Source organism: Erythrobacter sp. HI0063, from assembly GCF_001635685.1.
Lineage (GTDB): Bacteria > Pseudomonadota > Alphaproteobacteria > Sphingomonadales > Sphingomonadaceae > Qipengyuania.
In genome coordinates, this window is sequence record NZ_LWFF01000346.1 from 1 (window position 1) to 21,674 (window position 21,674).

The following is a 21,674-nucleotide window of genomic DNA, read 5'->3' on the forward strand; positions in this document are numbered from 1 at the left end:
GGCGGCTGTGTCGCGCCCCGCCAGTTCCGCCAGCGTCTCCAGCATGGCATCGAACACGCCGGTCGTAACCCATCGTCGATAGCGCCGGAAAACGCTGTTCCACTTGCCATACTCATCCGGCAGGTGACGCCACTGCGCTCCGGTCCGCGCGATCCACATCATGCCTTCGAAATAGGGGCGGTTGTCCTGCGCCGGACGGCAGCCACGACCCCGCTCAGGTGGCAGCAGCGGCCCGATCACTTCCCACTCTTCGTCCGTAACGCCAATCCGCTCGCCCAAGGCTGCCTCCAAAAGCCAGCCTTGAATCAAGGTCCGAGTCCACAGTCAAGCTTTGTCCACGAAACCTAGAACAGTGGGATCCCTCAACGAAGGTCTCCTGGCTGGTGGCGGGCGACGCGGTCAAAAGCTACAGATCGCGGCGTTCGGCGTCCTTCGCCTTCGGGCCTGGCGGCGATGCCGAAGCCTTCGACTTCCTGCCATCGACTTTCGGCGATTTCGGCACCGTAGTTCGGTCCGTTTCATCGGTCGTGCTCCAGGAGGGCGCAAAAGACGAGCGCGAGGAGGATGACCGCGACTACGATGCCGATCCGCGCGGACTGCCGCACCTGTACGCCGATGAGGCGGAGGGCATCACCTATCTCGATATCGGCCGCAGTTCGCCCGACGATATTCGTCTGAATCTGGGCGACATGAAGAAACCGCTCGAAGCGTTGAACCTCTGCATGGCCAATCTGGTCGAACATTGGGGCTTCGACGTGGATCGTCAGCGCGAGGTCGTTCGCCCTCCCAATTTCCTCAACCCGAAAAACGTCGTCGATCAGATCCTGCGCAGCTATCCATTGAAAGCGCTTAGTAGCGGTGCGCAAGCCGATTTCCATCTCCGCCTTACCGTTGGCGAGAATGGCAGCGTCGAAAAATGCGCCCTGATCAATCAGACCATAGCGGACAATTTCGACATGAGCCGCCATCCCTGTACAATCTTCAGCCGAAGCGCGCGGTTCGCCCCCGCCACCGATGCCACCGGGACGGCCGTGCCCAGCTATTATGTCACGCGAATCCTCTATCGCATGCCGGGCTGAGGGCGATGCAACGTAAAACGAAAGCTCATGTCATGCGGTCATGCTTCCTGACGCTGCTCTGCGTCGCTCCTCTTGTCGGCACGCCCGCTTCGGCGCAGGAAAGTTTGTCGCTCGCCCCGTCGAGCAAGTGGGTGCTCGAATACGAGAAGGAACGGTGCCGCATCGGGCGCTTCTTCGGCGAAGGCGATGAGCGGACGGTGCTGTTCTTCGAACAATATGCACCCGATTCGCAGCTGCGCTGGATCGTCGCCGGCAAACCGTTGAAGAACTTGCGGAAGAATTCCGAAGCCTCGTGGCGCTACGGCTCGACGGGGGAATGGACGCAGGTTTCGGTCCGTGGGATGTCTCTGGACGGGTATGGCACCGCGCTGACCAGCGATGGCGAAATCGCGGAGGAACGGACCGACCGCCCCCAGCCCGCAGTGGAAGATCGCGCACGCAAGCTCGGGCTCCCGAGCCTCGATCCCGAGCGGGTGGACGGCCTCACCTCGCTCGAAATCGACGCGCCCCGCATTGGCACAATCGCGCTTGAGACCGGCGCGCTCGCTCCGCTTTTCCGGTCGATGAATGCGTGCATGAACGATCTCGTCACCTCCTGGGGTGTCGATCTCGATCGGCATGCGAAACGGGCGGTCGGCCCGCGCCTCACGAACCTGCCGCTGATCGAGCGCATCCTGATCGACCAGTATCCGGATCGGGCGCTTCGCAACGGGGAACAGGCCGATCTGCATCTGCGGGTCATGGTGGATGCAAATGGCGCGGTCACGAATTGCGTGGTCACCAACATGACGGTGGCCCAAAGCTTCGGCGACGCGGCCTGCACGGACATACGGCAGCGCGCGATCTTCGAACCGGCGATCGACGAGGAAGGGCAGCCCATGGCGTCGTTCTACACGACCCGGCTGCGCTACACGATGCGTTCGGGGCCGATGTATACGTGGCCAGGCTGAGACAGACGGCCAAAATCGGTCAGAACAGCCCGCTCACCAGATGGATCGTCACGCCCACCAGCCCGCCGACCAGCGTGCCGTTGATGCGGATGAACTGAAGGTCGCGGCCGACGGCGCCTTCTACGCGATCGGTCAAAGTGCGCGCGTCCCAGCGGCGCACGGTTTCCGACACCAGCTGGACGATCTGATCGCCATAGCGCGTGGCGATGCCCACCGCCGTCCTGCGGGCGAAGCGATTGATCTGCTGCTGCAAACGCGGATCGTCGCGTAGGGCGGCGCCCAGCTCGCCCAGAGTCTGCCCGATATAGCCGCCGCTGCCGCCCGAAGAACGGATGCTGTCGATCAGGCGGGCCCGCACCCGCTCCCACACACCCTGCCACCATTCGCCCACTGCCGGATTGTTGATGAGCTCGGTTTTCATCCGCTCGACTCGTGCCTGCATTTCGGGATCGTGGCGCAGGCCGTGGGCCAGATCCTGCAGGCCTTCCTCGATCTTGTCGCGCAGCGGATGATCGGGATCGACCAGCACTTCGGCCAGAAGCTTGTAGAGGCCGTCGATCACCGAGGTCGCCAGTCTTTCGTCGAGACCGGTGAAGCGCAGCACTGCGTTGGCGCGTTTCGACACCATGTCGCGCACCAATTCCTCATTGTCTTCGAGGACCAGACCCGCCCAGCGAATGATCTTGTCGATCACGAGCTTGTGGCGTCCATCGGCGATCATGGCGTCGAGCATGCCGCCGATCAGCGGCGCGATGTCGAGCTTCTCAAGCTGGGCGGCGAGGCCAGCACGCACCTGCGTGCCCAGGCGTTCGGGATCGAGCGATTCGAGCACTTCCACGAAGAGTTCGCTCGCGCCCGCCCGGATGCGCGAATCGCGGCTCGACGTCGGATCGGACAGATAGCTGCCCACTGCGCCCGCCAGATTCATCGCGCCCATGCGGCGCGCCACGACCTGCGCAGTAAGGAAGTTTTCGCGCAGGAAGCCCGCCATCGTATCGGCGATGCGATCCTTGTTTTCGGGAATGATGGCAGTGTGCGGTATCGGCAGGCCGAGCGGATGGCGGAACAGGGCCGTCACGGCGAACCAGTCTGCAAGGCCGCCCACCATCGCCGCTTCCGAAAAGGCATGGACGAAGCCCCAGGCGGGATGCGCATCGAGATAACGGCCCGACAGCACGAACACGAACGCCATCAGGATAAGCAGCCCAGTCGCGGTCCAGCGCATCCTGCGCGCGCGGTCTTGCGTCACGATCTCGCCGCGCACCACGCGTCGCAGGCCTGAAGGCCCCGTTCGCCCGCCATTGGGGTCACTCGGCAGGAGCAGTCTCCGCCTCGGTTCCGCCGTCTCGCTGATCGTCACCGGGACGATAGGTCAGGAAGCGATTGCGCATCCACGGGCCGAGCCGGCGCTCGATTCCGTCAGCGAGGCTGAAGCCTGCGGGCACGATCAGCAGCGTCAGGAGCGTCGACATAATCAGCCCTCCGATCACCATCGTGCCCATCGGCGCGCGCGATGCTCCGTCGCCAGAGCCGATATAGCCCGACAGCGAAACCGGAACCATGCCCGCCGTCATGGCGACGGTAGTCATCACGATCGGCTGGGCACGCTTATGGCCCGCATCCATGATCGCTTCGAACTTGCGCTGTCCCGCAGCCATCGCTTCGATGGCGAAATCGATCAGCAGGATCGAGTTCTTGGACACGATCCCGAGCAAGAGCAGCGTGCCGATATAGACCGGCATGGATTGCGGCTGGCCGGTAATCCAGACGAGGAAGATGCCGCCCAGCGGTGCCAGCAAGAGCGAGGTCATATTGACCAGCGGGCTCATCACGCGCTTGTAGAGCAGGACCAGCACCGCGAAGACGAGGAAGAACCCGGCCACGATGGCGACGATGAGGCTGCTGATCATCTCTTGCTGCCACTGGTCCTCGCCCACCACGTCGCGGATCACGCCTTGGGGCAGATCCTGAAGGATCGGCAATTCGTCGATCAGTTTCTGCGCATCGCCCTTGATCACGCCCTGGCCGAGATCGGCCCCCACCAGCACGCGGCGATTCTGGTTGTAGCGCTGGATCGTCGTCGGCCCCGAACCGAAGCTGATATCCGCCACGCGCGCCAGCGGCACGCTGCCGCCATTGCGGGTCTGGACGGGCAGATTCTCGATCGTGGTCAGCGATTCGCGCGACTGTTCGGGCAGTTTGACGCGGATCGGAATCTGGCGATCGGACAGCGAGAAGCGCGCCGCGTTCTGCTCGATCTCGCCCAGCGTCGCGATGCGGATCGTCTGGCTGATCGCGGCAGTCGTAACGCCCAGCTCGGCGGCGAGATCGGGGCGCGGCTCGATGATCAGTTCGGGCCGGTTGATATCGGCATTGATACGCGGCGCGACTAGGAGGTCGATCCCCTTCATCTGCTCGACCAGCGTCGCCGCCGTTTGTTCGAGCAGTTCGGGATCGGAGCCCGCCAGCATCACCGTTATGTCGCGCCCGCTGCCGAAACCGCCCGATTGCGAGGCAAAGCGGACGCGCGCATCTGGGATCTGTGCCAAGGTCGGCGCGAGATCGCGTTCGAATTCGACCGACTTCTTCTCGCGATCTTCCTTCAGCGTGATGTAAATCGTCGCCTGGCCTTCGCGCACGCGTTCCAGCGCGATCTCTACCTCGGGCTGTTCGTAAAGCAGTTTTGCGACCCGATCGGCCACGCGCTCGGTCGTCTCCAGCGTGGTGCCGGGCACCATCTCGATTTCGATCCGGCTGTTGTCGCTATCGGTCAGCGGCTGGAATTGCGATGGCGTTATGACGAACAAGAGCCCGGTCAGCAAAAGCGCTACGAAGCCCACGCCCAGCATCCACACACGGTGATCGTGCAGCCGCGCCCAGAGGCGGCGCATCATGAATTTCGACCAGGCGAGAAAACCGGTGCTGGCGCTGCTGAGCGATCCCAATACGGACCCGATTAGCGCCGTCGCCAATAATCCCACGAAGAACGCCAGCGGCACGGCGATCAGCAGCGACAGCATGCCGAACATGAAGTTCAGCACCATGTCCCCGCCGTCCGCCATGAAGAAGGTCGTGATCACGAACCAGGCCGCTGCCAGCGCGGCGACGATCGACAGCGCGTAATAGGCAGGCTGCGCGGCGACATCGGCATAGGTTGCCCGCATCCGCTTGGCCTTGTCATGGTCGAGCGACCAGTTGAGCACGCGCATATAGCGGTCCATCATCGCGCCCTCGCCATGTTCGGCATGGCCGTGCGCTTTCAGGAAATAGGCCGCAAGCATCGGCGTGATCATACGCGCGACCGCGAGCGACATCAGCACCGCGATGACGACGGTGATGCCGAAATTCTTGAAGAACTGGCCTGGAATACCCGGCATCAGGCCGACGGGGAGGAACACCGCGACGATGCAGAAGCTGGTCGCCACCACGGGCAGGCCGATTTCGTCCGCGGCGTCGATACTGGCCTGATAGGCGCTCTTGCCCATGCGCATGTGGCGTACGATGTTCTCGATCTCGACAATGGCATCGTCGACCAGAACGCCCGCCACCAGGCCCAGGGCGAGCAAGGAAAGCGTGTTCAGATTGAATCCGAGGAGATCCATGAACCAGAAGGTCGGGATCGCGGACAGCGGGATCGCCACGGCGGAAATCGCCGTCGCCCGCCAGTCGCGCAGGAAGAAGAACACGACGACCACGGCCAGGATCGCGCCTTCGATCATCGCCCGCATCGAGCTGGTATATTGTTCTTCGGTGTATTCGACCGTGTTGAACAGCGGGATGAAGCGGATGCCGGGATTTTCCGCTTCGATCGCGGCGATTTCCTCTTCTGCGGCGGCGAAGACGGTGACGTCGGAGGCGCCCTTGGCGCGGCTCATGCCGAAATTGACGACCTCGCGATCGCGCACCTTGCTGATCGAGGTCCGCTCCGAATACCCGTCGCGCACGGTGGCGACATCGGCCAGACGCACCGACGTGCCGTTGCCGAGCTGAATCTGGCGCTGGCTCAGTTCATAGGCTGTTTCGGTGCTGCCGAGCACGCGAACCGACTGGCGCGTGCCTCCGACCTCGGTGGCGCCGCCCGCCGCATCGATATTGGTCTGGCGCAGGACCTGATTGATCTGGCTCGCTGTGATTCCGTAGGCCTGCATCCGCGGCAGATCGAGAATCACCTCGATCTCGCGATCAACGCCTGCGAAGCGATTGACCTCCGCCATGCCCTCGACCGAGAGCAGGCGCTTGGCGATCGTGTCGTCGATGAACCAGCTCAACTGCTCGATCGTCATATCGTCGGCTTCGACGGCATAGATCGCCAGGAAGCCGCCGGAAATTTCCTGCTTGGTGACGCGCGGTTCCAGAATGCCGTCCGGCAGGCTGCCGCGGATCGTGTCGATCGCATTCGCGACCTCGACCGCCGCGTCATTGGGATCGGTCCCGATTTCGAATTCGACGAAAGTGTTGGAATTGCCCTCGCTCGCCGTGGAATTGAGCGATTTGACTCCGTTGATCGAGCGGATCGCCGATTCGACGCGCTGGGTGATCTGGTTTTCGATTTCCGTCGGCGCGGCGCCCGGCTGCGAGATCGAGACGCTGACCGCGGGAAATTCGACGTCGGGATTATTCACGACGTCCATCTGCGCGAAGCTGAGGATGCCTGCGAGCAGCAGCGCGGTGAACGCCACCAGCGGGATCACGGGATTGCGGATCGACCAGGCGGAGATGTTGCGAAAGTTCATAACGTTACTCGATCGGGCTCGGTCTTGCCGGGCATCAGCGCGCCAGCTGCGGGCGAACGGTCTCGCCCTCGGTCAGGAAGCCGCCGGCGCGCAGCACGATGCGCTCGCGCCCCGTCAGGCCGCTATCGATGACGATTCCCTGCGGCGTGACCATGCCGGTTTCCACCCGGCGAATCTGCGCGGTATCGTCGGAATCGACGACATAGACATACGGGCCTTCGTCGTCGGACAGGACCGCGCTTTCGGGGAGGACCGGCGCGACCACCGTGCCGCTCTGCAATTCGGCGGTGGCGAAGCCGCCGGGGCGAAGGCCCTCGGCATAGGAAAGGGCGATGCGAACCGTGCCCTGACGGTTCTGGGGGTCGATCACGGGCGAAACCTGCCAGACCCGCCCGGTGAAGGAGCGGTCCGATCCTGTAGGTGTCACAGTCGCGGGTGCACCGACACCGATGCTCGCAAGCTGGGTTTCGCCGACGGAAGCCAGCATTTCCATCTCGCCGCCGCGCGCCAGCACGAACAGGGCGCCCGATCCCGCGCCGACCACGGCGCCGGGTTCGACATTGCGGTCCAGCACCAGGCCCGCTGCGGGCGCGACGATGTTCAACCGGTCGTTGCGCGCCTGCAATTCGCCGACCTGCGCTTCGGCCACGCGGAGCCGCGCGACCGCACTATCGCGCGTCGCAGTCAGCCGATCGACATCCGCTTTCGAGACGAAGCCGCGCTCCACCAGCTGAAGCGCGCGGTCGAGATTGGCCTGGGCCAGATTGGCTTCGGATCGTGCGACCTCGATCTGCGCGCGGCCGCTGCGGACCTGCTGATTCTGCACCGAACGGTCGATGGTTGCGAGGACCTGGCCCTGGCGTACCCAGTCGCCCGCTTCGACCGCGACCGAAACCACCCGACCCCCTTCGCCAACCACGCCGACCGGCGTTTCGCGCCGCGCGGCGAGCGTGCCTGTGGCGGTAATCGTCCCTTCAACGGTAGTCTGGCCGGGGGCGATGACAGTGACGGTCGGCAATTGCGAATTGGGATCCGACGGGGGCGCGCTGTCCGCACCGAAGCTGCGCCAGGCGAAAAAGCCCGCAATGGCGACGGCCACGATGAGAAGGACGATGATCAGGCGGCGACGGCTGCTCCGGCTTTCCGCCGTATCGTCCACATCCATCGCATCGGCTTCGCCGGCCTGGGCGGTCGCATACGGTCGGCTGTCGGAGCCCTTGACGGTGGTTTCGTAATTCATCGGATCGCTCGTCCAGCCTCGCTTCAATGGCGGGTGTGTTATACGGATAAGTCAGCCACCGCAAGCCATCGCCGTGGCTTCGGGAGCCGGGCATGCCGCTGCGTTAGTGCACAATGCCGTACTCCTCGCGCGAAGATAGGGCAATGCGATGCTCGACAGGGGGGCCATTCCTTCCTGCCAACGACAAACGCCCGATACGCGACTGGCACGCGAAAAAGGGCGGCGGTCCGCGAAGACCGCCGCCCTTTCATGAGCCGTATGGCGCGGGTGCGATTAGCGCACGCGACCGCGCTGGATCAGATTGACGATCGCAAGCAGCACGATCGCGCCGACAATGGCGATGATGAGGCCGGTCAGCGAGAATTCCTGAACGCTGCCGCCCACACCCAGAAGCGGACCCGCGATCGCGTTGCCGATGACCGAGCCGATGCAGCCGACGACGATATTCCAGAAGATACCCATCGAAGCATCGCGGTTCATCACCATGCTCGCGAGCCAGCCAGCGACGCCGCCGACGATAAGAGCGATAATCCAACCCATAACAATCCTCCTGTTCAAATCCGCCGCCGGATCGCACCACAATGTGCGTCTCGATCATGCGGTGATCCGCGGGGGAGCGCGGAAGTCATGCTTGAACAGGCTTCGAAACGACGAAAGGTTCCCCGAGCTCTCGCTCCGGAAACCTCTCGGACCGCGAAACGGCGGTTTTCGGTCAGTATTTCAATTGGCGTTCGTAGAGATCGCGATAGTGCTGGATCCGGGTTACTCTGAGGCCCTGCATTCCCGAACGATCGACGGCGCGCTGCCAGGAGGCGAATTCTTCCAGCGTGAGGTCATAGCGTTCGAGCACTTCGTCGATCGTCAGCAGGCCGCCATTGACCGCCGCAACCACTTCGGCCTTTCGCCTTACCACCCAGCGCTTGGTCTTGGGCGAGGGAAGATCCGCCAGCGAAAGCGGCTCGCCGAGCGGGCCGATTACCTGTGCGGGGCGGATATCCTGGTTCTGCATCATGTATCGTCTCTATCGCCAAGCGCCGCGTCGTTTGCGACTGCAACCGGTCTACGCCTGCTGAATTTGCCACGGCTTAAAACATCGTGGTTAACGCCCCGTTTGTCGTCACGATCCTTTCGCCCGGTCTCGCCCGCCGCTGGCTCACCGCACGGCGCTTCACCGAGATGGACGCTGAACGCGGTAAAGTTTGCGGGGCGGGGTCGCGACAATTCGCGTCGCAGCTCGCGAGTCGCTTCCAGCCGCGCGACCAGATCGGTCCAGCGCAGATGGCGGAGAACCGACGATTCCTGGGCTTCGTCCAGCCCGGATGGTTTGATGTGCCCCTCGAACATGGCCTCAGTCTATAGGGCCGCGTGGTAAACGATCCGTGAAACCTTTCTCGGTGCCGCGATTTGGCGTGCGGGCGGTTTCGCAAACCGGCTGCGACGTGTAAGGGCCGCCGGATCATGAACGCCCCGGTTTCCTTCCCTTCCCCAGCCCTCGCGCCTGAGCGCGCAGCCGCCCTGTTCGATCTTCCCCGCGCGCCCGCGGACTGCACGATCGTGGTCGCCATGTCGGGCGGAGTCGACAGTTCGGTCGTCGCTGCGCTGGCCGCCGCGAGCGGTGCACGCGTGATCGGCATCACCTTGCAGCTTTACGATTACGGCGCGGCGACGGGTCGCAAGGGCGCATGCTGCGCGGGCGACGATATCGCCGATGCGCGCGCCGTAGCCGACCGACTCGGCATCGCCCATTACGTCCACGACCATGAAAGCGCCTTCCGCGAGGATGTGGTCGAAACCTTTGCCGACGAATATCTCGCCGGGCGCACGCCGGTGCCCTGCATCCGCTGCAATATAGGCCCGAAATTCACCGATCTGTTCGCGATGGCGCGCGAGCTGGGGGCGGATTGCCTCGCCACCGGCCATTACGTGCGCCGCGTGGATAGCGAGGCCGGACCGGAATTGCACCGCGCACACGATCCGGCGCGCGACCAGTCCTATTTCCTCTATGCGACGACCGAGGATCAGCTCGCCTATCTGCGCTTCCCGCTCGGCGGCCTGCCCAAAAGCGAGGTGCGTGAACTGGCCGAGGCGGCAGGCCTGCGCAACGCGGCCAAGCCCGACAGTCAGGATATCTGCTTCGTGCCCGACGGCGATTATGCCAAGATCGTCAAGAAGATGCGCCCCGAAGGCGGCGTGGCGGGCGCGATCGTCCATGCGGAAACCGGCGAGACGCTGGGCGAGCACAGGGGCGTCGTCCATTACACGGTCGGCCAGCGCCGGGGCCTGGAGATCGGCGGCCAGCCCGAACCGCTCTACGTGGTCGGTATCGATGCGGAGCGGCGCGAGGTCCGCGTAGGCCCCAAACGCCTGCTCGCGGTTGGGTCCGCGCGGATCGTCGAGACGAATCGCATCGGCCCGCTGCCGACGGAGCACTTGACCGCCAAGGTCCGCAGTCTCGCCAAGCCGGTTCCGGTAATGCTCGAAGGCCCGCTGGGCGACGACGCGGCGGTCACGATCCGCTTCGCCAATCCAGAATACGGCGTTGCACCGGGCCAGGCCGCCGTCCTCTATCACGGTGAGCGCGTAGTCGGCGGCGGCTGGATCGATTCGACCGAGCCTGCATGAGCCGACGCGGCGCGCCGCGCGGCAAACCCATGCCGCCGCTTGCGCTGATCCTGCTAGCAGCTTTCATCGCGATACCCTTCGTCCTCTATTTCGTCCCCAATCGCTGGTGGTACGGCGAGTTCGGCCCGCCGCCGCGTTTGGTTGTGGAAATGCTTGTGCCGGGCGTGACGGCGGATGCGCCCCCGACAGTCGGGATGCGCCTGGAGCCTTCGGGATTCGGCACCGTCACCGACGCACCGAGAGTCTTGGCGGAACGTGCCCCTCCCGGCAGCATGATCGGACAGACCTCAGGCGATACCATCGCTCCCGACGTCGCGCGCTTCTTGCGCGGCGTACCTCGGGAGCGGTGGGAGAATGTCCCCGAAAAGCGGATTACGGTCTGTACCCTCGAAGGACCGCCATCCTATTCCGGCCGTATCGTGCTGATCGACGGCTGCCTGCGCTTTCAGGACGCAAGATCCGATCGGCCCGGCCCTTTGGTCCTCGGCATCCCCAGCGTCCACCGCGATCGCGCAGGCTATCTTGCCGTGGGGATGCGCAATGGTGGCGAGGAGTACGAAATGAGGGTCGGCGAACCGGAAGGCGTATATCTCGGCGTCGGCTGCTCCAGGGATCGGCCCGTTCAGGCCCCGCCTGAGATCGCTCGATCATGCGGAGTCGCCACGATGCGCCGCTTACAGACGATAAAGCGCAGGCCGATCTGTTCGGCGGAAGATCGAGCGCAAATCGAGCAATATCGAAGGGAAAGCGGCTTAACCGCGGAACTGAATGAAGCCGCAAAGCGTGCCTGCCGGGAACAAAGAACGCCCGAACGCCTCTGCCCCCTCCGATGCCGCCAATACCTCCGCCGCCGAATCTGTCCGACTGCCGCCTCGAACCGCCTCAGTCCTCCCAGGGGTCCAGCACGCAGCCATAGCCTTCCTTATATCGTGCGGTCGCGCTGGCCATCAGGGGGACGCTGGCCGTGACGCTGCGCGCCTCTTCGTCCTCGCTCAGCGAGATCATCTCCATCCCATCGAGCTTGTCCTTCTCGCAATCCTCAAGGCTGCGGCCTGCGACCTGGCGGCACGAGCAGGCGACGCGCGCGGCATAGGCGGTGCCGGCTTCGGCATTGCCGCTGAAACTGTCGCGCACATACCACCACCCCAGCGCCAGCAGCACGAGCGCTGCCAGAGCGATCCACGGCCAGGCGCGGCGCTTCTGCGTCATGCGGGATTTAGGCGTTGCCAAGCGGGAAATCTCCGTGCGAGTGACGCCGCATGTTCGTGCGGCCCAAGCCCCTTATCGCCTCCCTCGCCCTTGCCACAACCCTCGCCTTCGGCCTGACCGGGTGCGGCCATGCGGAGCCGGTGGGCGAGCCGCCGTTGAGCGAGGAAGCGCTTGGCGCGATCAAGGAAAATCCCGGCGCGCCGACTCGTCAGCTTGCCCGGCAGGTGGACGATCTGTTCACGATGGAGGGGTTGGGGGAAACGCGCGCCGTCGTCCTGATGCATGGCGGCGAAATCGCGGCCGAACGCTATGCGCCGGGTTACGACGCGGACACGCGCTTCGTCAGCTGGTCGATGGCGAAGACCATCACGGCGGTGATGATCGGGATGCTGGTGGCGGACGGGCGGTTGCGACTGGACGAGCCCGCCCCCGTTCCCGGCTGGCAGCGCCCCGGCGATCCGCGCAGCGAGATCACGCTGCGGCACTTGCTCCAGATGCGTTCGGGCCTTGATCATACCGAGGCGGGCCCGGTTCCGAACGAATCGAGCGAAGTCCGGATGCTCTTCCTCGACGGGCGCGACGATATGGCCGGCTGGGCGGAGGAACAGCCGCTCGAGGCCGAGCCGGGCAGCAAGTTCGAGTATTCGAGCAACACCACCGTCATCCTCGCCGATATTGCGGCGCGGGCGCTGACCGATAGCGAGGATCCCGATATCCGCCGCCGGGCAGTGGCGACCTATCTCCAGGCGCGGCTGTTCGAACCGCTGGCGATGACATCCATCGTGCCCGAATTCGACGCAGCGGGCACGCTGATCGGTGGAAGCCTGATGCATGCGACCGCGCGCGATTATGCCCGGTTCGGCGATTTCCTGCGCAACAAGGGCTCCTATCGCGGCACCCAGCTGGTCCCGCGCGCCTGGGTGGAAAAGATGGTGACGCCCAGTCCGGAGAGTCCTCAATACGGTTTCCAGACCTGGCTCAATCGCCCGGTGAAAGGCATGACCGGGGCCGAACACCCGCTCTTCCCCGACCGCGCGCCGCATTCGCTGTTCGCGATGATCGGCCATATGGGCCAATATGTCCTGATCTCGCCGAGCAAGAAGGTGACGATGGTGCGGCTGGGCCATTCCGACGCACCCCAACGCGAAGCGATGCTGCAACAGGCCGCCGATGTGATCGAGCTGTATCCGGAAAGCTGAGCGTTTCCCGTCAGGGTAGCAGGAAGCCCCCCTCCACCACCGTCACGCACTGGCCGCCCAGAATGGCGCGGTCGCCTTCGCGTCGGCATGTCGCATCGCCTCCGCGTCTTGAAGCCTGGTGCGCGGTGAAGCTGTCGCGTCGCAGCCGCTCGGTCCAGAAATGCGTCAGGCAAGCATGGGCGGACCCGGTGAAGCTGTCTTCATCAACACCGCCGCCAGGCACGAACACCCGGCTGACGACATCGGTCCGCTCGCCCGGTGCAGTGCAGATGAACTGATCGTCGCCCAGGCTTCCAAGCCCGCGCAGATCGGGATCGAGGGCACGGACCTGTTCCTCGCTTTCGAACAGGTATACGCCATATCCTTCGGGATTCAGCGATATTTGCCGAGGCTTCGATCCCAACAGGCCCACTGCTTCGGGCCATTCGCCGGGACTGGATTCGATCAGGGGCAGGCCGAGTTCATAGCCCGAATCGCTGCGCGCCACCTCCAGCACGCCCGCTTTGCGGGTGCGAAACGTGATTCTTTCGCCGCCGTCGCGTGCCAGCAGCACATGGCCGCTCGCCAGCGTGGCGTGACCGCACAGGCGGATCTCCATGGTGGGCGTGAACCAGCGCAGTTCCCAGTCCGCTTCCCCCGTCTCGTCCTTCACGAGGAAGGCGGTCTCGGCGAAATTGTTCTCTTCCGCGATCGCCAGCAGGGTCGCGTCGTCGAGCCATTGGTCGAGCGGCATTACCGCCGCCTGATTGCCGGCGAACGGGCGGTCGGCAAAGGCATCGACATGCCAATAGGGCAGGCGGATCATGGGCGCTTCTCCAGTTTCTCGAATTCATTGGCTTCGACGAGCGTGTTGCCCGGCGCATCGATCTGGCCGCGCGGATCGATATGAATGAACAGTTCGAGGCCGGGAAACGTCTGTTCCAGATCGTTCTCGACGCGCTCCAGCATGTCGTGCGCCTCGCGCACGGTCAGGTCCGGGTCCATCTCGATATGGAATTGCGCGATGTCGATATCGCCCGCAGTGCGCGTTCTGAGATCGTGGAGGCGCGAGAACCCGTCATGGCGCGCGACCACCTCGACCAGGCGGCGGCGTTTGTCCTCGGGCCATTCGGCGTCCATCAGATGCTCAATCGCCTCGCTGCCCGCGCGCCACGCGCTGCGCACCAGCCAGACCGCGATCAGCAGGCCGAATATCGGGTCCGCGCCGTTGAGGCCCAGAAGATCGTCGAGCACCAACGCTGCGATCACGGCGAGGTTCAGCAGCAGGTCCGACTGGTAATGCGCGAAATCGGCGCGGATCGCGACAGACCGGGTGCGCGAGATCACGTAACGTTGCCAGGCGAGCAGTCCGAACGTCGCCAGAATCGCGATGACCGAAACCGCGATGCCTTCCCCCGCCGCCTCGACCTCCTGTCCTCCGAGCAGATGTTCGCCCGCTCTCAGCGCGATACCCGCCGCCGACACCGCGATCAGCATAACCTGAACCATCGCGGCCACCGCTTCCGCCTTGCCGTGACCAAAACGGTGATTGTGATCGGCGGGCTTGCTGGCGAACCAGACCGCGAACAGCGTGATCCCGCTGGCGAGGAGGTCGAGAGTCGAATCGGCGAGGCTGCCGAGCATCGCGGTCGATCCCGTCCGCCAGCTCGCCCACGCCTTGAGCGCCACCAGGATCAGCGCGACCGTGATCGAGGCGATCGCGGCGCTGCGCGTCAGGAGCGCGCGATCGGGTGGCGTACTCTGCCTCACGGATAGAGCAGCGTGTCGGTCCAGCTCGCGTCTGCTCCCGCGCGCTCGAACACGCGACGATCGTGCAGGCGATTGGGCCGGTCGAGCCAGAATTCGATCCGGCGCGGGTTCAGACGAAAACCGGTCCAGTGTGCGGGGCGCGGCACATCGCCTTGTGGATATCGCTCCGCCAGATCCTCGATCCGGTCCAGATACGTCTGGCGATCGGGCAGAGGCCGGGACTGGTCGCTCGCCGCCGAACCGATCTGCGAATCGTGCGCGCGCGAATGGAAATAGGCGTCGGCCTCCTCGGCGTTCACTTCGCTCAACGGGCCTTCGATGCGGATCTGGCGACGCAGGCTTTTCCAGTGGAACAGCAATGCGGCCTGCATGTTGGTCCGGATTTCCCGGCCCTTGCGGCTTTCGGCATTGGTGTAGAAGGTGAAGCCGTCTTCCGAGCGATCCTTCAAAAGCACCATGCGTACCGACGGCGCACCATCGGGCGTCGCGGTGGCCAGCGCCATGGCGTTGGGATCGTTCGGCTCGCTCTCCTGCGCTTCGGCGAACCAGTCTTCGAACAGGGCGAAGGGATCGGTCTGCGGAATGGCACTGCGATCTCTATCCATCGCTCGATCCTTTTGCTGCGATGCCCGGCGCCCTAGCGGCAGCTTGCGCCTGTGAAAAGCTCTGGACGCTTGCCCTTGGGGCCCGCCCCACCTAGCTGACACACCATGGCCGATCCCTATTCCACCCTCGGTGTCGCGCGCACCGCCTCCGAAGCGGAGATCAAGAGCGCCTATCGCAAGCTCGCCAAGGAGCTGCATCCAGACCGCAACAAGGACAATCCGAAAGCGGCGGAACGATTCTCCGAAGTCACCAATGCCTATGATCTCCTGTCCGACAAGGACAAACGCGCCCGCTTCGACCGGGGCGAGATCGATGCCGACGGCAATCCCGCCAATCCGTTTGCGGGTATGGGTGGTGGCGGCATGGGAGGAGGCCGGGGCGGCTTCAATCCCGGCGGCCAGCGCGGTTTCCGCGCGGAAGACTTCCAGGGCTTCGGCGGTGGCGAGGAAGTCGATCTCGGCGACATTTTCGACGGGCTGTTCGGCGGTGGCCGTCAGCGGGGCAATCCGAATATGGGCGGCGGAAATCCGTTCGGGCAAGGACGCCGCGCGCCGCCCCAGCAGAAGGGCGCCGACATCGCCTATCGCCTGCGCGTCCCCTTCGTCGATGCCGCGACCTTGAAGCAGCAGCGGATTACTCTGTCCGATGGCAAGACAATCGATCTGAAGCTGCCGAAGGGCGTCGAAAGCGGCACGCAGATGCGCCTCAAGGGCAAGGGCCAGCAAGGCCCCGGCGGCGCGGGCGATGGATTGGTGACGATCGAGATCGAGAGCCACAAGCTCTACCGCCGCGAAGGCGACGATGTGCGCTTCGACCTGCCGATCACGCTCGATGAAGCGGTGAACGGCGGCAAGGTCCGCGTTCCCACGGTGGATGGCCCGGTGATGATGACGATCAAGCCGGGCACGAGCGGCGGCACCAAGCTGCGCCTAAAGGGCAAGGGCTTTACAAACAAATCCGGCACGCGCGGCGATCAGTTGGTCACGCTCGAAATCCAGCTGCCCGAGGATCTCGGCGAGCTGGCGAGCCGCCTCGAAGGATGGAAGGATACTGGCGACCCACGGGCCGGTCTCGGAGCGTAGGACTTGCCGCCCGGAAAACTTCCGCCCCCCGAGCACCGCGAGGTCCGGTCGCTTTCTCCCGAAGCGCGTCGCCAGCATGCCGAAACCCTGCAGGAACGCGTCGTCGACACAATCGGGCCCGGCACGCGCGCCTGGAATGTCGCCAAGCGTGCCGGGATCGGCACCTTCAACGACGGCTTCATCCATGCAGGCAACCTCGCCTATCTGGCGATGTTCTCGATCTTCCCCTTCTTCATTCTCGGCTCTGCGCTGTTTTCCCTGATCGGGGAGGAAAGCGAGCGGGCGGCAAGCATCAACGCGGTGCTCTATGCCCTCCCCCCGGTGGTCGGAAACGTGATCGAGCCGGTGGCGCGCGACGTGATCGAGGCGCGCAGCGGTTGGCTTCTGTGGTTCGGCGCCCTCGTCGCCCTGTGGACCGTGGGCAGCCTGATCGAGACGATCCGCGATATATTGCGCCGCGCCTATGGCACCGAACTGACCCATGCATTCTGGAAATACCGCTTGTTTTCGAGCGGCGTGATTCTCGGGGCAGTTCTGCTCTTGATGCTGTCGCTGATCGCGCAATTCGTGATCGGCGCGGCCCAGCAAGTCATCGACGCCTATTTCCCCGAACTGGTGGATCTGATCCAGGCGCTGCGCCTCTCGCGCATCGTGCCTGCGTTCGGCCTGTTCGGTTCGCTCTATCTCATTTTCTTCACGCTCACTCCGTCGCGCTATCGCCATCGCCGCTATCCCAAATGGCCCGGCGTCCTGTTCACGACTTTGTGGTGGGTGGCTGTGACGACCCTGCTGCCGATGGTGTTGCGCAGCTTCTTCACATACGATCTCACTTATGGAAGCCTTGCCGGAATCATGGTGGCGCTATTCTTCTTCTGGCTGGTCGGGCTCGGAGTGGTTATCGGAGCCGAATTGAACGCCGCGCTGGCGGAAACGCCCGAGGAAGAGATCAAATCCCTCGGCCATGACGACGATGATCGGCGCGCCGCGCTCGAACGGGACATGGCGGAGGAGCGCGAATTGGAAAAGGACGAAGCATGAGCGGATTGATGGCCGGAAAACGCGGCCTGATCATGGGCCTGGCCAACGACAAATCGCTGGCCTGGGGCATTGCCAAGGAATTGGCTGACCAGGGCGCGGAGATCGCGTTTTCCTATCAGGGCGAAGCGCTGAAGAAGCGCGTCGAACCGCTTGCCGCACAGCTCGGCAGCGATTTCGTCTTCGAATGCGACGTGTCGGACATGGATGCGCTGGACCGTGCCTTCGACAGTCTGAAAGAGCGGTGGGAGACGATCGATTTCGTCGTCCACGCGATCGGCTTTTCAGACAAGAACGAATTGCGCGGCAAATATGTCGACACCAGCCTCGACAATTTCCTGATGACGATGAACATCTCGGCCTACAGCCTCGTCGCGGTGGCCAAACGCGCGGCCGACATGATGCCAGAAGGCGGATCGATCCTGACCCTGACCTATTACGGTGCGGAAAAGGTCATTCCGCATTACAACGTGATGGGCGTCGCCAAGGCTGCGCTGGAAACGAGCGTCCAGTATCTCGCCAACGATTTGGGCCCCAAGAACATCCGCGTCAACGCGATCAGTGCGGGGCCCATCAAGACCCTCGCGGCAAGCGGCATCGGCGATTTCCGCTACATCCTGAAATGGAACGAGCTGAATTCGCCGCTGCGCCGCAATGTCACGATCGAGGACGTCGGTGGCGCCGGTCTGTACCTGCTTTCGCGCCTGTCATCCGGCGTGACGGGCGAAACGCATCATGTCGATGCCGGCTATCATGTGGTGGGCATGAAGCAGGAAGATGCGCCGGATATTGGATTGGTTTGAATTAGGAGTGTTTTTCGTTCATTTACCGCCTCATAGAATGCAGGTAGCGCTTTCGACTTTCCCGTCGAACGGTCTTGGTAAAAACAGTCGTGTCGAATATATCAAAAGTTGAAGCTTACGCGGGGCAGATATTTTCCTCCGCCGTCAGAGATCTTCTCGCGCTTGATCGCTGGAAAAAGCGTGCGCTCGTCTTGTCTGCCGACGCAGTGACCTGTGCGCTTTCTGCGTGGTTCGCCTTTTCGCTAAGGCTTAGCGAATGGATGCCTTGGTCGCCGCCTTTGGTGACTTTTACCGCTGTTACCCTGCTACTTTTTCCGATCATCTTCTTCGCGACCGGCGCATATCGCCACATCTTCCGGTTTGCCGGATCCGGCACCATTCTCCAATTGGCGCATGCGGTCGGCATTCTCGCCATCCCACTGATCCTGATTTTCACCTTCTTCCAGTTCGACGGAATTCCGCGAACTATCGCGATCCTGTTTCCAATCCTGTTTTTTCTCCTGACCGCGATCTCACGGATCATGGCGCGATATGTATTAGTCGAGCTTTTCGGAGCGAATGGTGGGATCGAGGTCAAGCGGTGCCTGATCTACGGGGCCGGGGCATCCGGACAGCAATTGGCTTCCTCCATCAGGCACGATCCGGGCTTCTCTCTGATCGCCTATGCCGACGACGACATTCGTTTGGACCGGCAGCGTCTCGACGGCCTGACCGTCCATCATTCGGAGCGGCTGGCCGCGCTGATCGAACGTCATGCCATCGACACAATCTTTCTCGCCATGCCATCCATTTCTCGGGAACGGCGCAAGGAGATTATCGGGACGCTCACCGGGCTGGACGTCAGCGTTCAATTGTTGCCGAGCGTGGCCGACCTCGTCGATGGAAAGGTGTCGGTTTCGGACCTGCGCGAGATCCGGATCGAAGACTTGCTTGGACGGACCTCGGTAGCGCCCAACGACTTGCTGCTGAGCCGCACCATTCGAGACAAGACGGTCCTCGTAACCGGAGCCGGAGGCTCGATCGGGAGCGAATTGTGCCGCCAGATAGTCCGTGCGCATCCCAAGCGACTGATCCTCGCCGAAGTAAGCGAACACAATCTGTATCTGATCGAGCGCGAGATGACCGGGTTTTCCGGTCTCGATGGGGTATCGGGACCCGAAATCGTCCCGCAGCTCATCAACATGGCCGACCGCCCCCAGGTCGATCGGCTCTTTTCGCGCTGGCGCCCAGACACCGTATTTCACGCCGCAGCTTACAAGCACGTGCCACTGGTGGAAGCCAATGTCGTCAGCGGACTTCGCAACAATATCGATGGCACGCTCAATGCAGGGCTTGCCGCAAAGGCCAATGGCGTCTCGCATTTCGTCCTGATCAGTACCGATAAGGCCGTACGCCCCACCAACGTCATGGGCGCGTCCAAGCGAGTGTGCGAACTCGTCCTTCAGGCGCTTGCCAAAACCCCGGACAAGACACGTTTCGCAATGGTGCGCTTTGGCAATGTGCTCGGATCGAGCGGTTCCGTCGTGCCGCAATTTGAGCGCCAGATCCGTGCCGGGGGGCCTGTCACGCTCACCCATCGCGACATAACCCGCTTCTTCATGACCATTCCGGAAGCGGCGCAGCTCGTCATCCAGGCTGGCGCGATGGCGGAAGGCGGCGAAGTCTTCCTGCTCGATATGGGTGCACCGATCCGCATCTACGATCTGGCGCGCAGCATGATCGAATTGTCGGGCCGTACGGTGCGAGACGAGAACAATCCCGACGGCGACATCGAGATCGTGGAGATCGGGCTGCGCCCCGGAGAGAAGCTTTACGAAGAATTGCTGATCGACAGCGAAAGCCGCCCCACGCGTCATCCGCGGATTATGCATGCGCACGAATACAGCCTGGAAGAAAGCGAGCTGATGCCTATGCTCGACAGGCTGCACGCGTGCTTTCTGGATGGCGACCGGGAGACCGCGCTCTCGATCCTGCGCCGCCTAGTTCCCGAATACGTCTCGGAATCCGGGCTCAATACGGCACAAATCCCGGCGAGTTGAACAAGGCTGGTAGCCCGTCCAGCCGGCATGCCACCGTTAAGCTAGCTCGGCCAAATCCCTCGCGTATCGTAAACGGCGGCCGCTGCGCGTTCCTCGGCCGGGATGGCCTTGAAGACGTCGTGATCCACCAGCACGATCAGCACGCCGCACTCTTCCAGAGCGTCATCGATATCGACCAGGCTGGCACCGCTGCCGTCGAATTCCGTCGGTAATTCGGCGGCAAAGGGTTCCACGATCTGGATGCGCTCGCCGTATTCGCGCGCCAGGTTCGCAGCCACGAAGCGCGCCGGGCTTTCGCGGAAATCGTCGATATTGGCTTTGAAAGCGAGGCCAAGGCACCCGATCTTTGCTTTCGAATGCTCGGCGATGAGCGCCCTTGCCCGGTCGAGCACGTGGTGCATCTTGGCATCGTTCGTCTCGCGCGCCTGGCGGATCAGCTTGGCTTCTTCGGGAGCTCCGTGGACGATGAACCATGGATCGACCGCGATGCAGTGGCCGCCCACGCCCGGCCCCGGCTGAAGGATGTTCACGCGCGGGTGGCGATTGGCGAGGCGGATCACTTCCCACACGTCGAGCCCCTGCCGGTCCGCGATCATCGAGAGTTCGTTGGCGAAGGCGATGTTGACGTCGCGGAAGGCATTTTCGACCAGCTTTGTCATTTCCGCGCTGCGCGCATCGGTGACCACGCATTCGCCCTTCACGAAACGCTTGTAGAAAGCGAGCGCCTTGCGCGCGCACCGCGGCGTGATCCCGCCGATCGAACGGTCGTTATGCGTCAGTTCTTCGAGGATCCTGCCGGGCAGGACACGTTCGGGGCAATAGGCGATCGAAACATCGGGCGTTCCCTCGCAGCGACCGGGCAAAGCGAGATCGGGCCGCTCCTGCGCGATCGCGTCCACCATCTCTTCTGTCGTGCCGACCGGCGAGGTCGATTCCAGAATGACCGTATCTCCCTTCTTCAGGACGCGCGCCAGCTTGCGCGTGGCATCCATCACATAGCTCGTATCCGGCGTGTGTGCTCCGTCCTTGGCGAAGGGTGTCGGCACGGCGACCACGAATACATCAGCCTCCGCCACCTCGGTCGAGGCTTTGAGCATACCGCGCTGGACCACGGCTTGAACCAGACCGTCGAGATCGACTTCCTCGATATGAATCTCGCCGCGATTGATCGTGTCGACCACGCTTTGCGTCACGTCGACGCCATGGACGGGACAGCCTGCCCGCGCGATGATTGCCGCCGTGGGCAGGCCGATATAGCCCAGCCCGATTACACACACAGTCGGTTTGGAATCGCCGCGCATTGTTGAAAGTCCCGTCTCGTTTGTGCT

20 protein-coding genes are annotated in these 21,674 nt (G+C 63.4%); 8 read left to right on the forward strand and 12 right to left on the reverse strand.

Annotated features, from left to right (window positions below):
- Nucleotides 1–279 (reverse strand): transposase (locus A3736_RS15460; protein ID WP_197465634.1); only part of this gene is annotated, 279 nt, incomplete at its 3' end.
- A 104-nt stretch (nucleotides 280–383) separates the two neighbouring features.
- On the opposite strand from A3736_RS15460, the gene A3736_RS17740 reads away from it, so the two are divergent.
- Both A3736_RS17740 and A3736_RS15470 read left to right on the forward strand, forming a co-directional pair.
- Entirely contained in the window at nucleotides 384–1,079 is a 696-nt protein-coding gene (locus tag A3736_RS17740; RefSeq protein ID WP_067684783.1) for a hypothetical protein, read from the forward strand.
- A gap of 32 nt (nucleotides 1,080–1,111) precedes the next feature.
- On the forward strand, nucleotides 1,112–2,029 hold the full coding sequence (locus tag A3736_RS15470) for a TonB family protein (RefSeq protein WP_067684785.1): 918 nt from the start codon (nucleotides 1,112–1,114) through the stop codon (nucleotides 2,027–2,029).
- A gap of 19 nt (nucleotides 2,030–2,048) precedes the next feature.
- Here the strand turns inward: A3736_RS15470 and A3736_RS15475 are convergent, their stop codons facing one another.
- The 6 genes from A3736_RS15475 to A3736_RS17745 form a co-directional block, all read right to left on the reverse strand.
- Nucleotides 2,049–3,254 carry a DUF445 domain-containing protein gene (locus A3736_RS15475; RefSeq protein WP_067684990.1) on the reverse strand — a complete coding sequence of 402 codons (1,206 nt, stop codon included), beginning with the start codon at nucleotides 3,252–3,254 and terminating at the stop codon, nucleotides 2,049–2,051.
- 82 nt (nucleotides 3,255–3,336) lie between these two features.
- The gene (locus A3736_RS15480) at nucleotides 3,337–6,762 is read right to left on the reverse strand and encodes an efflux RND transporter permease subunit (RefSeq protein ID WP_067684787.1); all 3,426 of its coding nucleotides are present in this window, start codon (nucleotides 6,760–6,762) and stop codon (nucleotides 3,337–3,339) included.
- A gap of 34 nt (nucleotides 6,763–6,796) precedes the next feature.
- On the reverse strand, nucleotides 6,797–8,002 hold the full coding sequence (locus tag A3736_RS15485) for an efflux RND transporter periplasmic adaptor subunit (protein WP_067684789.1): 1,206 nt from the start codon (nucleotides 8,000–8,002) through the stop codon (nucleotides 6,797–6,799).
- Between the two features lie 273 nt (nucleotides 8,003–8,275).
- On the reverse strand, nucleotides 8,276–8,542 hold the full coding sequence (locus tag A3736_RS15490) for a GlsB/YeaQ/YmgE family stress response membrane protein (RefSeq protein ID WP_067684790.1): 267 nt from the start codon (nucleotides 8,540–8,542) through the stop codon (nucleotides 8,276–8,278).
- A gap of 172 nt (nucleotides 8,543–8,714) precedes the next feature.
- Nucleotides 8,715–9,014, reverse strand: coding sequence for a DUF1153 domain-containing protein (locus A3736_RS15495; RefSeq protein WP_067684792.1), 300 nt, complete (start codon nucleotides 9,012–9,014; stop codon nucleotides 8,715–8,717).
- Nucleotides 9,011–9,346 (reverse strand): hypothetical protein, encoded by a 336-nt coding sequence (locus A3736_RS17745; protein ID WP_197465635.1) that lies wholly within the window; start codon nucleotides 9,344–9,346, stop codon nucleotides 9,011–9,013. Before A3736_RS17745 ends, A3736_RS15495 begins: the two co-directional genes overlap by 4 nt.
- 114 nt (nucleotides 9,347–9,460) lie before the next feature.
- Here A3736_RS17745 and mnmA point away from each other — a divergent pair, with 114 nt between their 5' ends.
- Complete coding sequence (gene mnmA / locus A3736_RS15505; RefSeq protein WP_067684796.1) at nucleotides 9,461–10,624, forward strand: tRNA 2-thiouridine(34) synthase MnmA; 1,164 nt, start codon at nucleotides 9,461–9,463, stop codon at nucleotides 10,622–10,624.
- 882 nt (nucleotides 10,625–11,506) lie between these two features.
- Here mnmA and A3736_RS15515 read toward each other — a convergent pair.
- Entirely contained in the window at nucleotides 11,507–11,854 is a 348-nt protein-coding gene (locus A3736_RS15515; protein WP_082851548.1) for a hypothetical protein, read from the reverse strand.
- A gap of 29 nt (nucleotides 11,855–11,883) precedes the next feature.
- Between A3736_RS15515 and A3736_RS15520 the strand changes: the two genes are divergently transcribed.
- A complete protein-coding gene (locus tag A3736_RS15520; RefSeq protein WP_067684802.1) occupies nucleotides 11,884–13,032 on the forward strand; it encodes a serine hydrolase in 1,149 nt (382 codons plus the stop codon).
- Nucleotides 13,033–13,042: 10 nt separating this feature from the next.
- Here A3736_RS15520 and A3736_RS15525 read toward each other — a convergent pair whose 3' ends face one another.
- Genes A3736_RS15525 through pdxH form a run of 3 tightly spaced genes read right to left on the reverse strand, consistent with a single transcriptional unit; the run spans nucleotide 13,043 to nucleotide 15,386 of the window.
- Nucleotides 13,043–13,837 carry a PhzF family phenazine biosynthesis protein gene (locus A3736_RS15525; RefSeq protein ID WP_067684804.1) on the reverse strand — a complete coding sequence of 265 codons (795 nt, stop codon included), beginning with the start codon at nucleotides 13,835–13,837 and terminating at the stop codon, nucleotides 13,043–13,045.
- Nucleotides 13,834–14,781, reverse strand: coding sequence for a cation diffusion facilitator family transporter (locus A3736_RS15530; protein ID WP_067684806.1), 948 nt, complete (start codon nucleotides 14,779–14,781; stop codon nucleotides 13,834–13,836). Before A3736_RS15530 ends, A3736_RS15525 begins: the two co-directional genes overlap by 4 nt.
- Nucleotides 14,778–15,386, reverse strand: coding sequence for a pyridoxamine 5'-phosphate oxidase (pdxH, locus tag A3736_RS15535; RefSeq protein ID WP_067684809.1), 609 nt, complete (start codon nucleotides 15,384–15,386; stop codon nucleotides 14,778–14,780). Before pdxH ends, A3736_RS15530 begins: the two co-directional genes overlap by 4 nt.
- Nucleotides 15,387–15,491: 105 nt before the next feature.
- On the opposite strand from pdxH, the gene A3736_RS15540 reads away from it, so the two are divergent.
- From A3736_RS15540 to A3736_RS15555, 4 genes are all read left to right on the forward strand, one after another.
- On the forward strand, nucleotides 15,492–16,469 hold the full coding sequence (locus A3736_RS15540; RefSeq protein WP_067684811.1) for a DnaJ C-terminal domain-containing protein: 978 nt from the start codon (nucleotides 15,492–15,494) through the stop codon (nucleotides 16,467–16,469).
- 3 nt (nucleotides 16,470–16,472) lie between these two features.
- Nucleotides 16,473–17,507, forward strand: a complete 1,035-nt coding sequence (locus A3736_RS15545) for a YihY/virulence factor BrkB family protein (RefSeq protein WP_067684813.1) — start codon at nucleotides 16,473–16,475, stop codon at nucleotides 17,505–17,507.
- Complete coding sequence (gene fabI, locus A3736_RS15550; protein WP_067684815.1) at nucleotides 17,504–18,307, forward strand: enoyl-ACP reductase FabI; 804 nt, start codon at nucleotides 17,504–17,506, stop codon at nucleotides 18,305–18,307. Before A3736_RS15545 ends, fabI begins: the two co-directional genes overlap by 4 nt.
- Before the next feature lie 281 nt (nucleotides 18,308–18,588).
- Nucleotides 18,589–20,346, forward strand: a complete 1,758-nt coding sequence (locus A3736_RS15555) for a nucleoside-diphosphate sugar epimerase/dehydratase (protein ID WP_233999446.1) — start codon at nucleotides 18,589–18,591, stop codon at nucleotides 20,344–20,346.
- 41 nt (nucleotides 20,347–20,387) lie between these two features.
- On the opposite strand, the gene wecC is transcribed toward A3736_RS15555, so the two are convergent.
- A complete protein-coding gene (wecC, locus tag A3736_RS15560) occupies nucleotides 20,388–21,647 on the reverse strand; it encodes a UDP-N-acetyl-D-mannosamine dehydrogenase (protein WP_067684817.1) in 1,260 nt (419 codons plus the stop codon).
- Nucleotides 21,648–21,674: the final 27 nt, after the last annotated feature.

Coding starts and splice junctions, on each gene's coding strand:
- A3736_RS15470 (WP_067684785.1), top strand. CDS start 1,112: ATGCGGTCATGCTTCCTGACGCTGCTCTGCGTCGCTCCTCTTGTCGGC.
- A3736_RS15475 (WP_067684990.1), bottom strand. CDS start 3,254: ATGCGCTGGACCGCGACTGGGCTGCTTATCCTGATGGCGTTCGTGTTC.
- A3736_RS15480 (WP_067684787.1), bottom strand. CDS start 6,762: ATGAACTTTCGCAACATCTCCGCCTGGTCGATCCGCAATCCCGTGATC.
- A3736_RS15485 (WP_067684789.1), bottom strand. CDS start 8,002: ATGAATTACGAAACCACCGTCAAGGGCTCCGACAGCCGACCGTATGCG.
- A3736_RS15490 (WP_067684790.1), bottom strand. CDS start 8,542: ATGGGTTGGATTATCGCTCTTATCGTCGGCGGCGTCGCTGGCTGGCTC.
- A3736_RS15495 (WP_067684792.1), bottom strand. CDS start 9,014: ATGATGCAGAACCAGGATATCCGCCCCGCACAGGTAATCGGCCCGCTC.
- A3736_RS17745 (WP_197465635.1), bottom strand. CDS start 9,346: ATGTTCGAGGGGCACATCAAACCATCCGGGCTGGACGAAGCCCAGGAA.
- mnmA (WP_067684796.1), top strand. CDS start 9,461: ATGAACGCCCCGGTTTCCTTCCCTTCCCCAGCCCTCGCGCCTGAGCGC.
- A3736_RS15520 (WP_067684802.1), top strand. CDS start 11,884: ATGTTCGTGCGGCCCAAGCCCCTTATCGCCTCCCTCGCCCTTGCCACA.
- A3736_RS15525 (WP_067684804.1), bottom strand. CDS start 13,837: ATGATCCGCCTGCCCTATTGGCATGTCGATGCCTTTGCCGACCGCCCG.
- pdxH (WP_067684809.1), bottom strand. CDS start 15,386: ATGGATAGAGATCGCAGTGCCATTCCGCAGACCGATCCCTTCGCCCTG.
- A3736_RS15540 (WP_067684811.1), top strand. CDS start 15,492: ATGGCCGATCCCTATTCCACCCTCGGTGTCGCGCGCACCGCCTCCGAA.
- fabI (WP_067684815.1), top strand. CDS start 17,504: ATGAGCGGATTGATGGCCGGAAAACGCGGCCTGATCATGGGCCTGGCC.
- wecC (WP_067684817.1), bottom strand. CDS start 21,647: ATGCGCGGCGATTCCAAACCGACTGTGTGTGTAATCGGGCTGGGCTAT.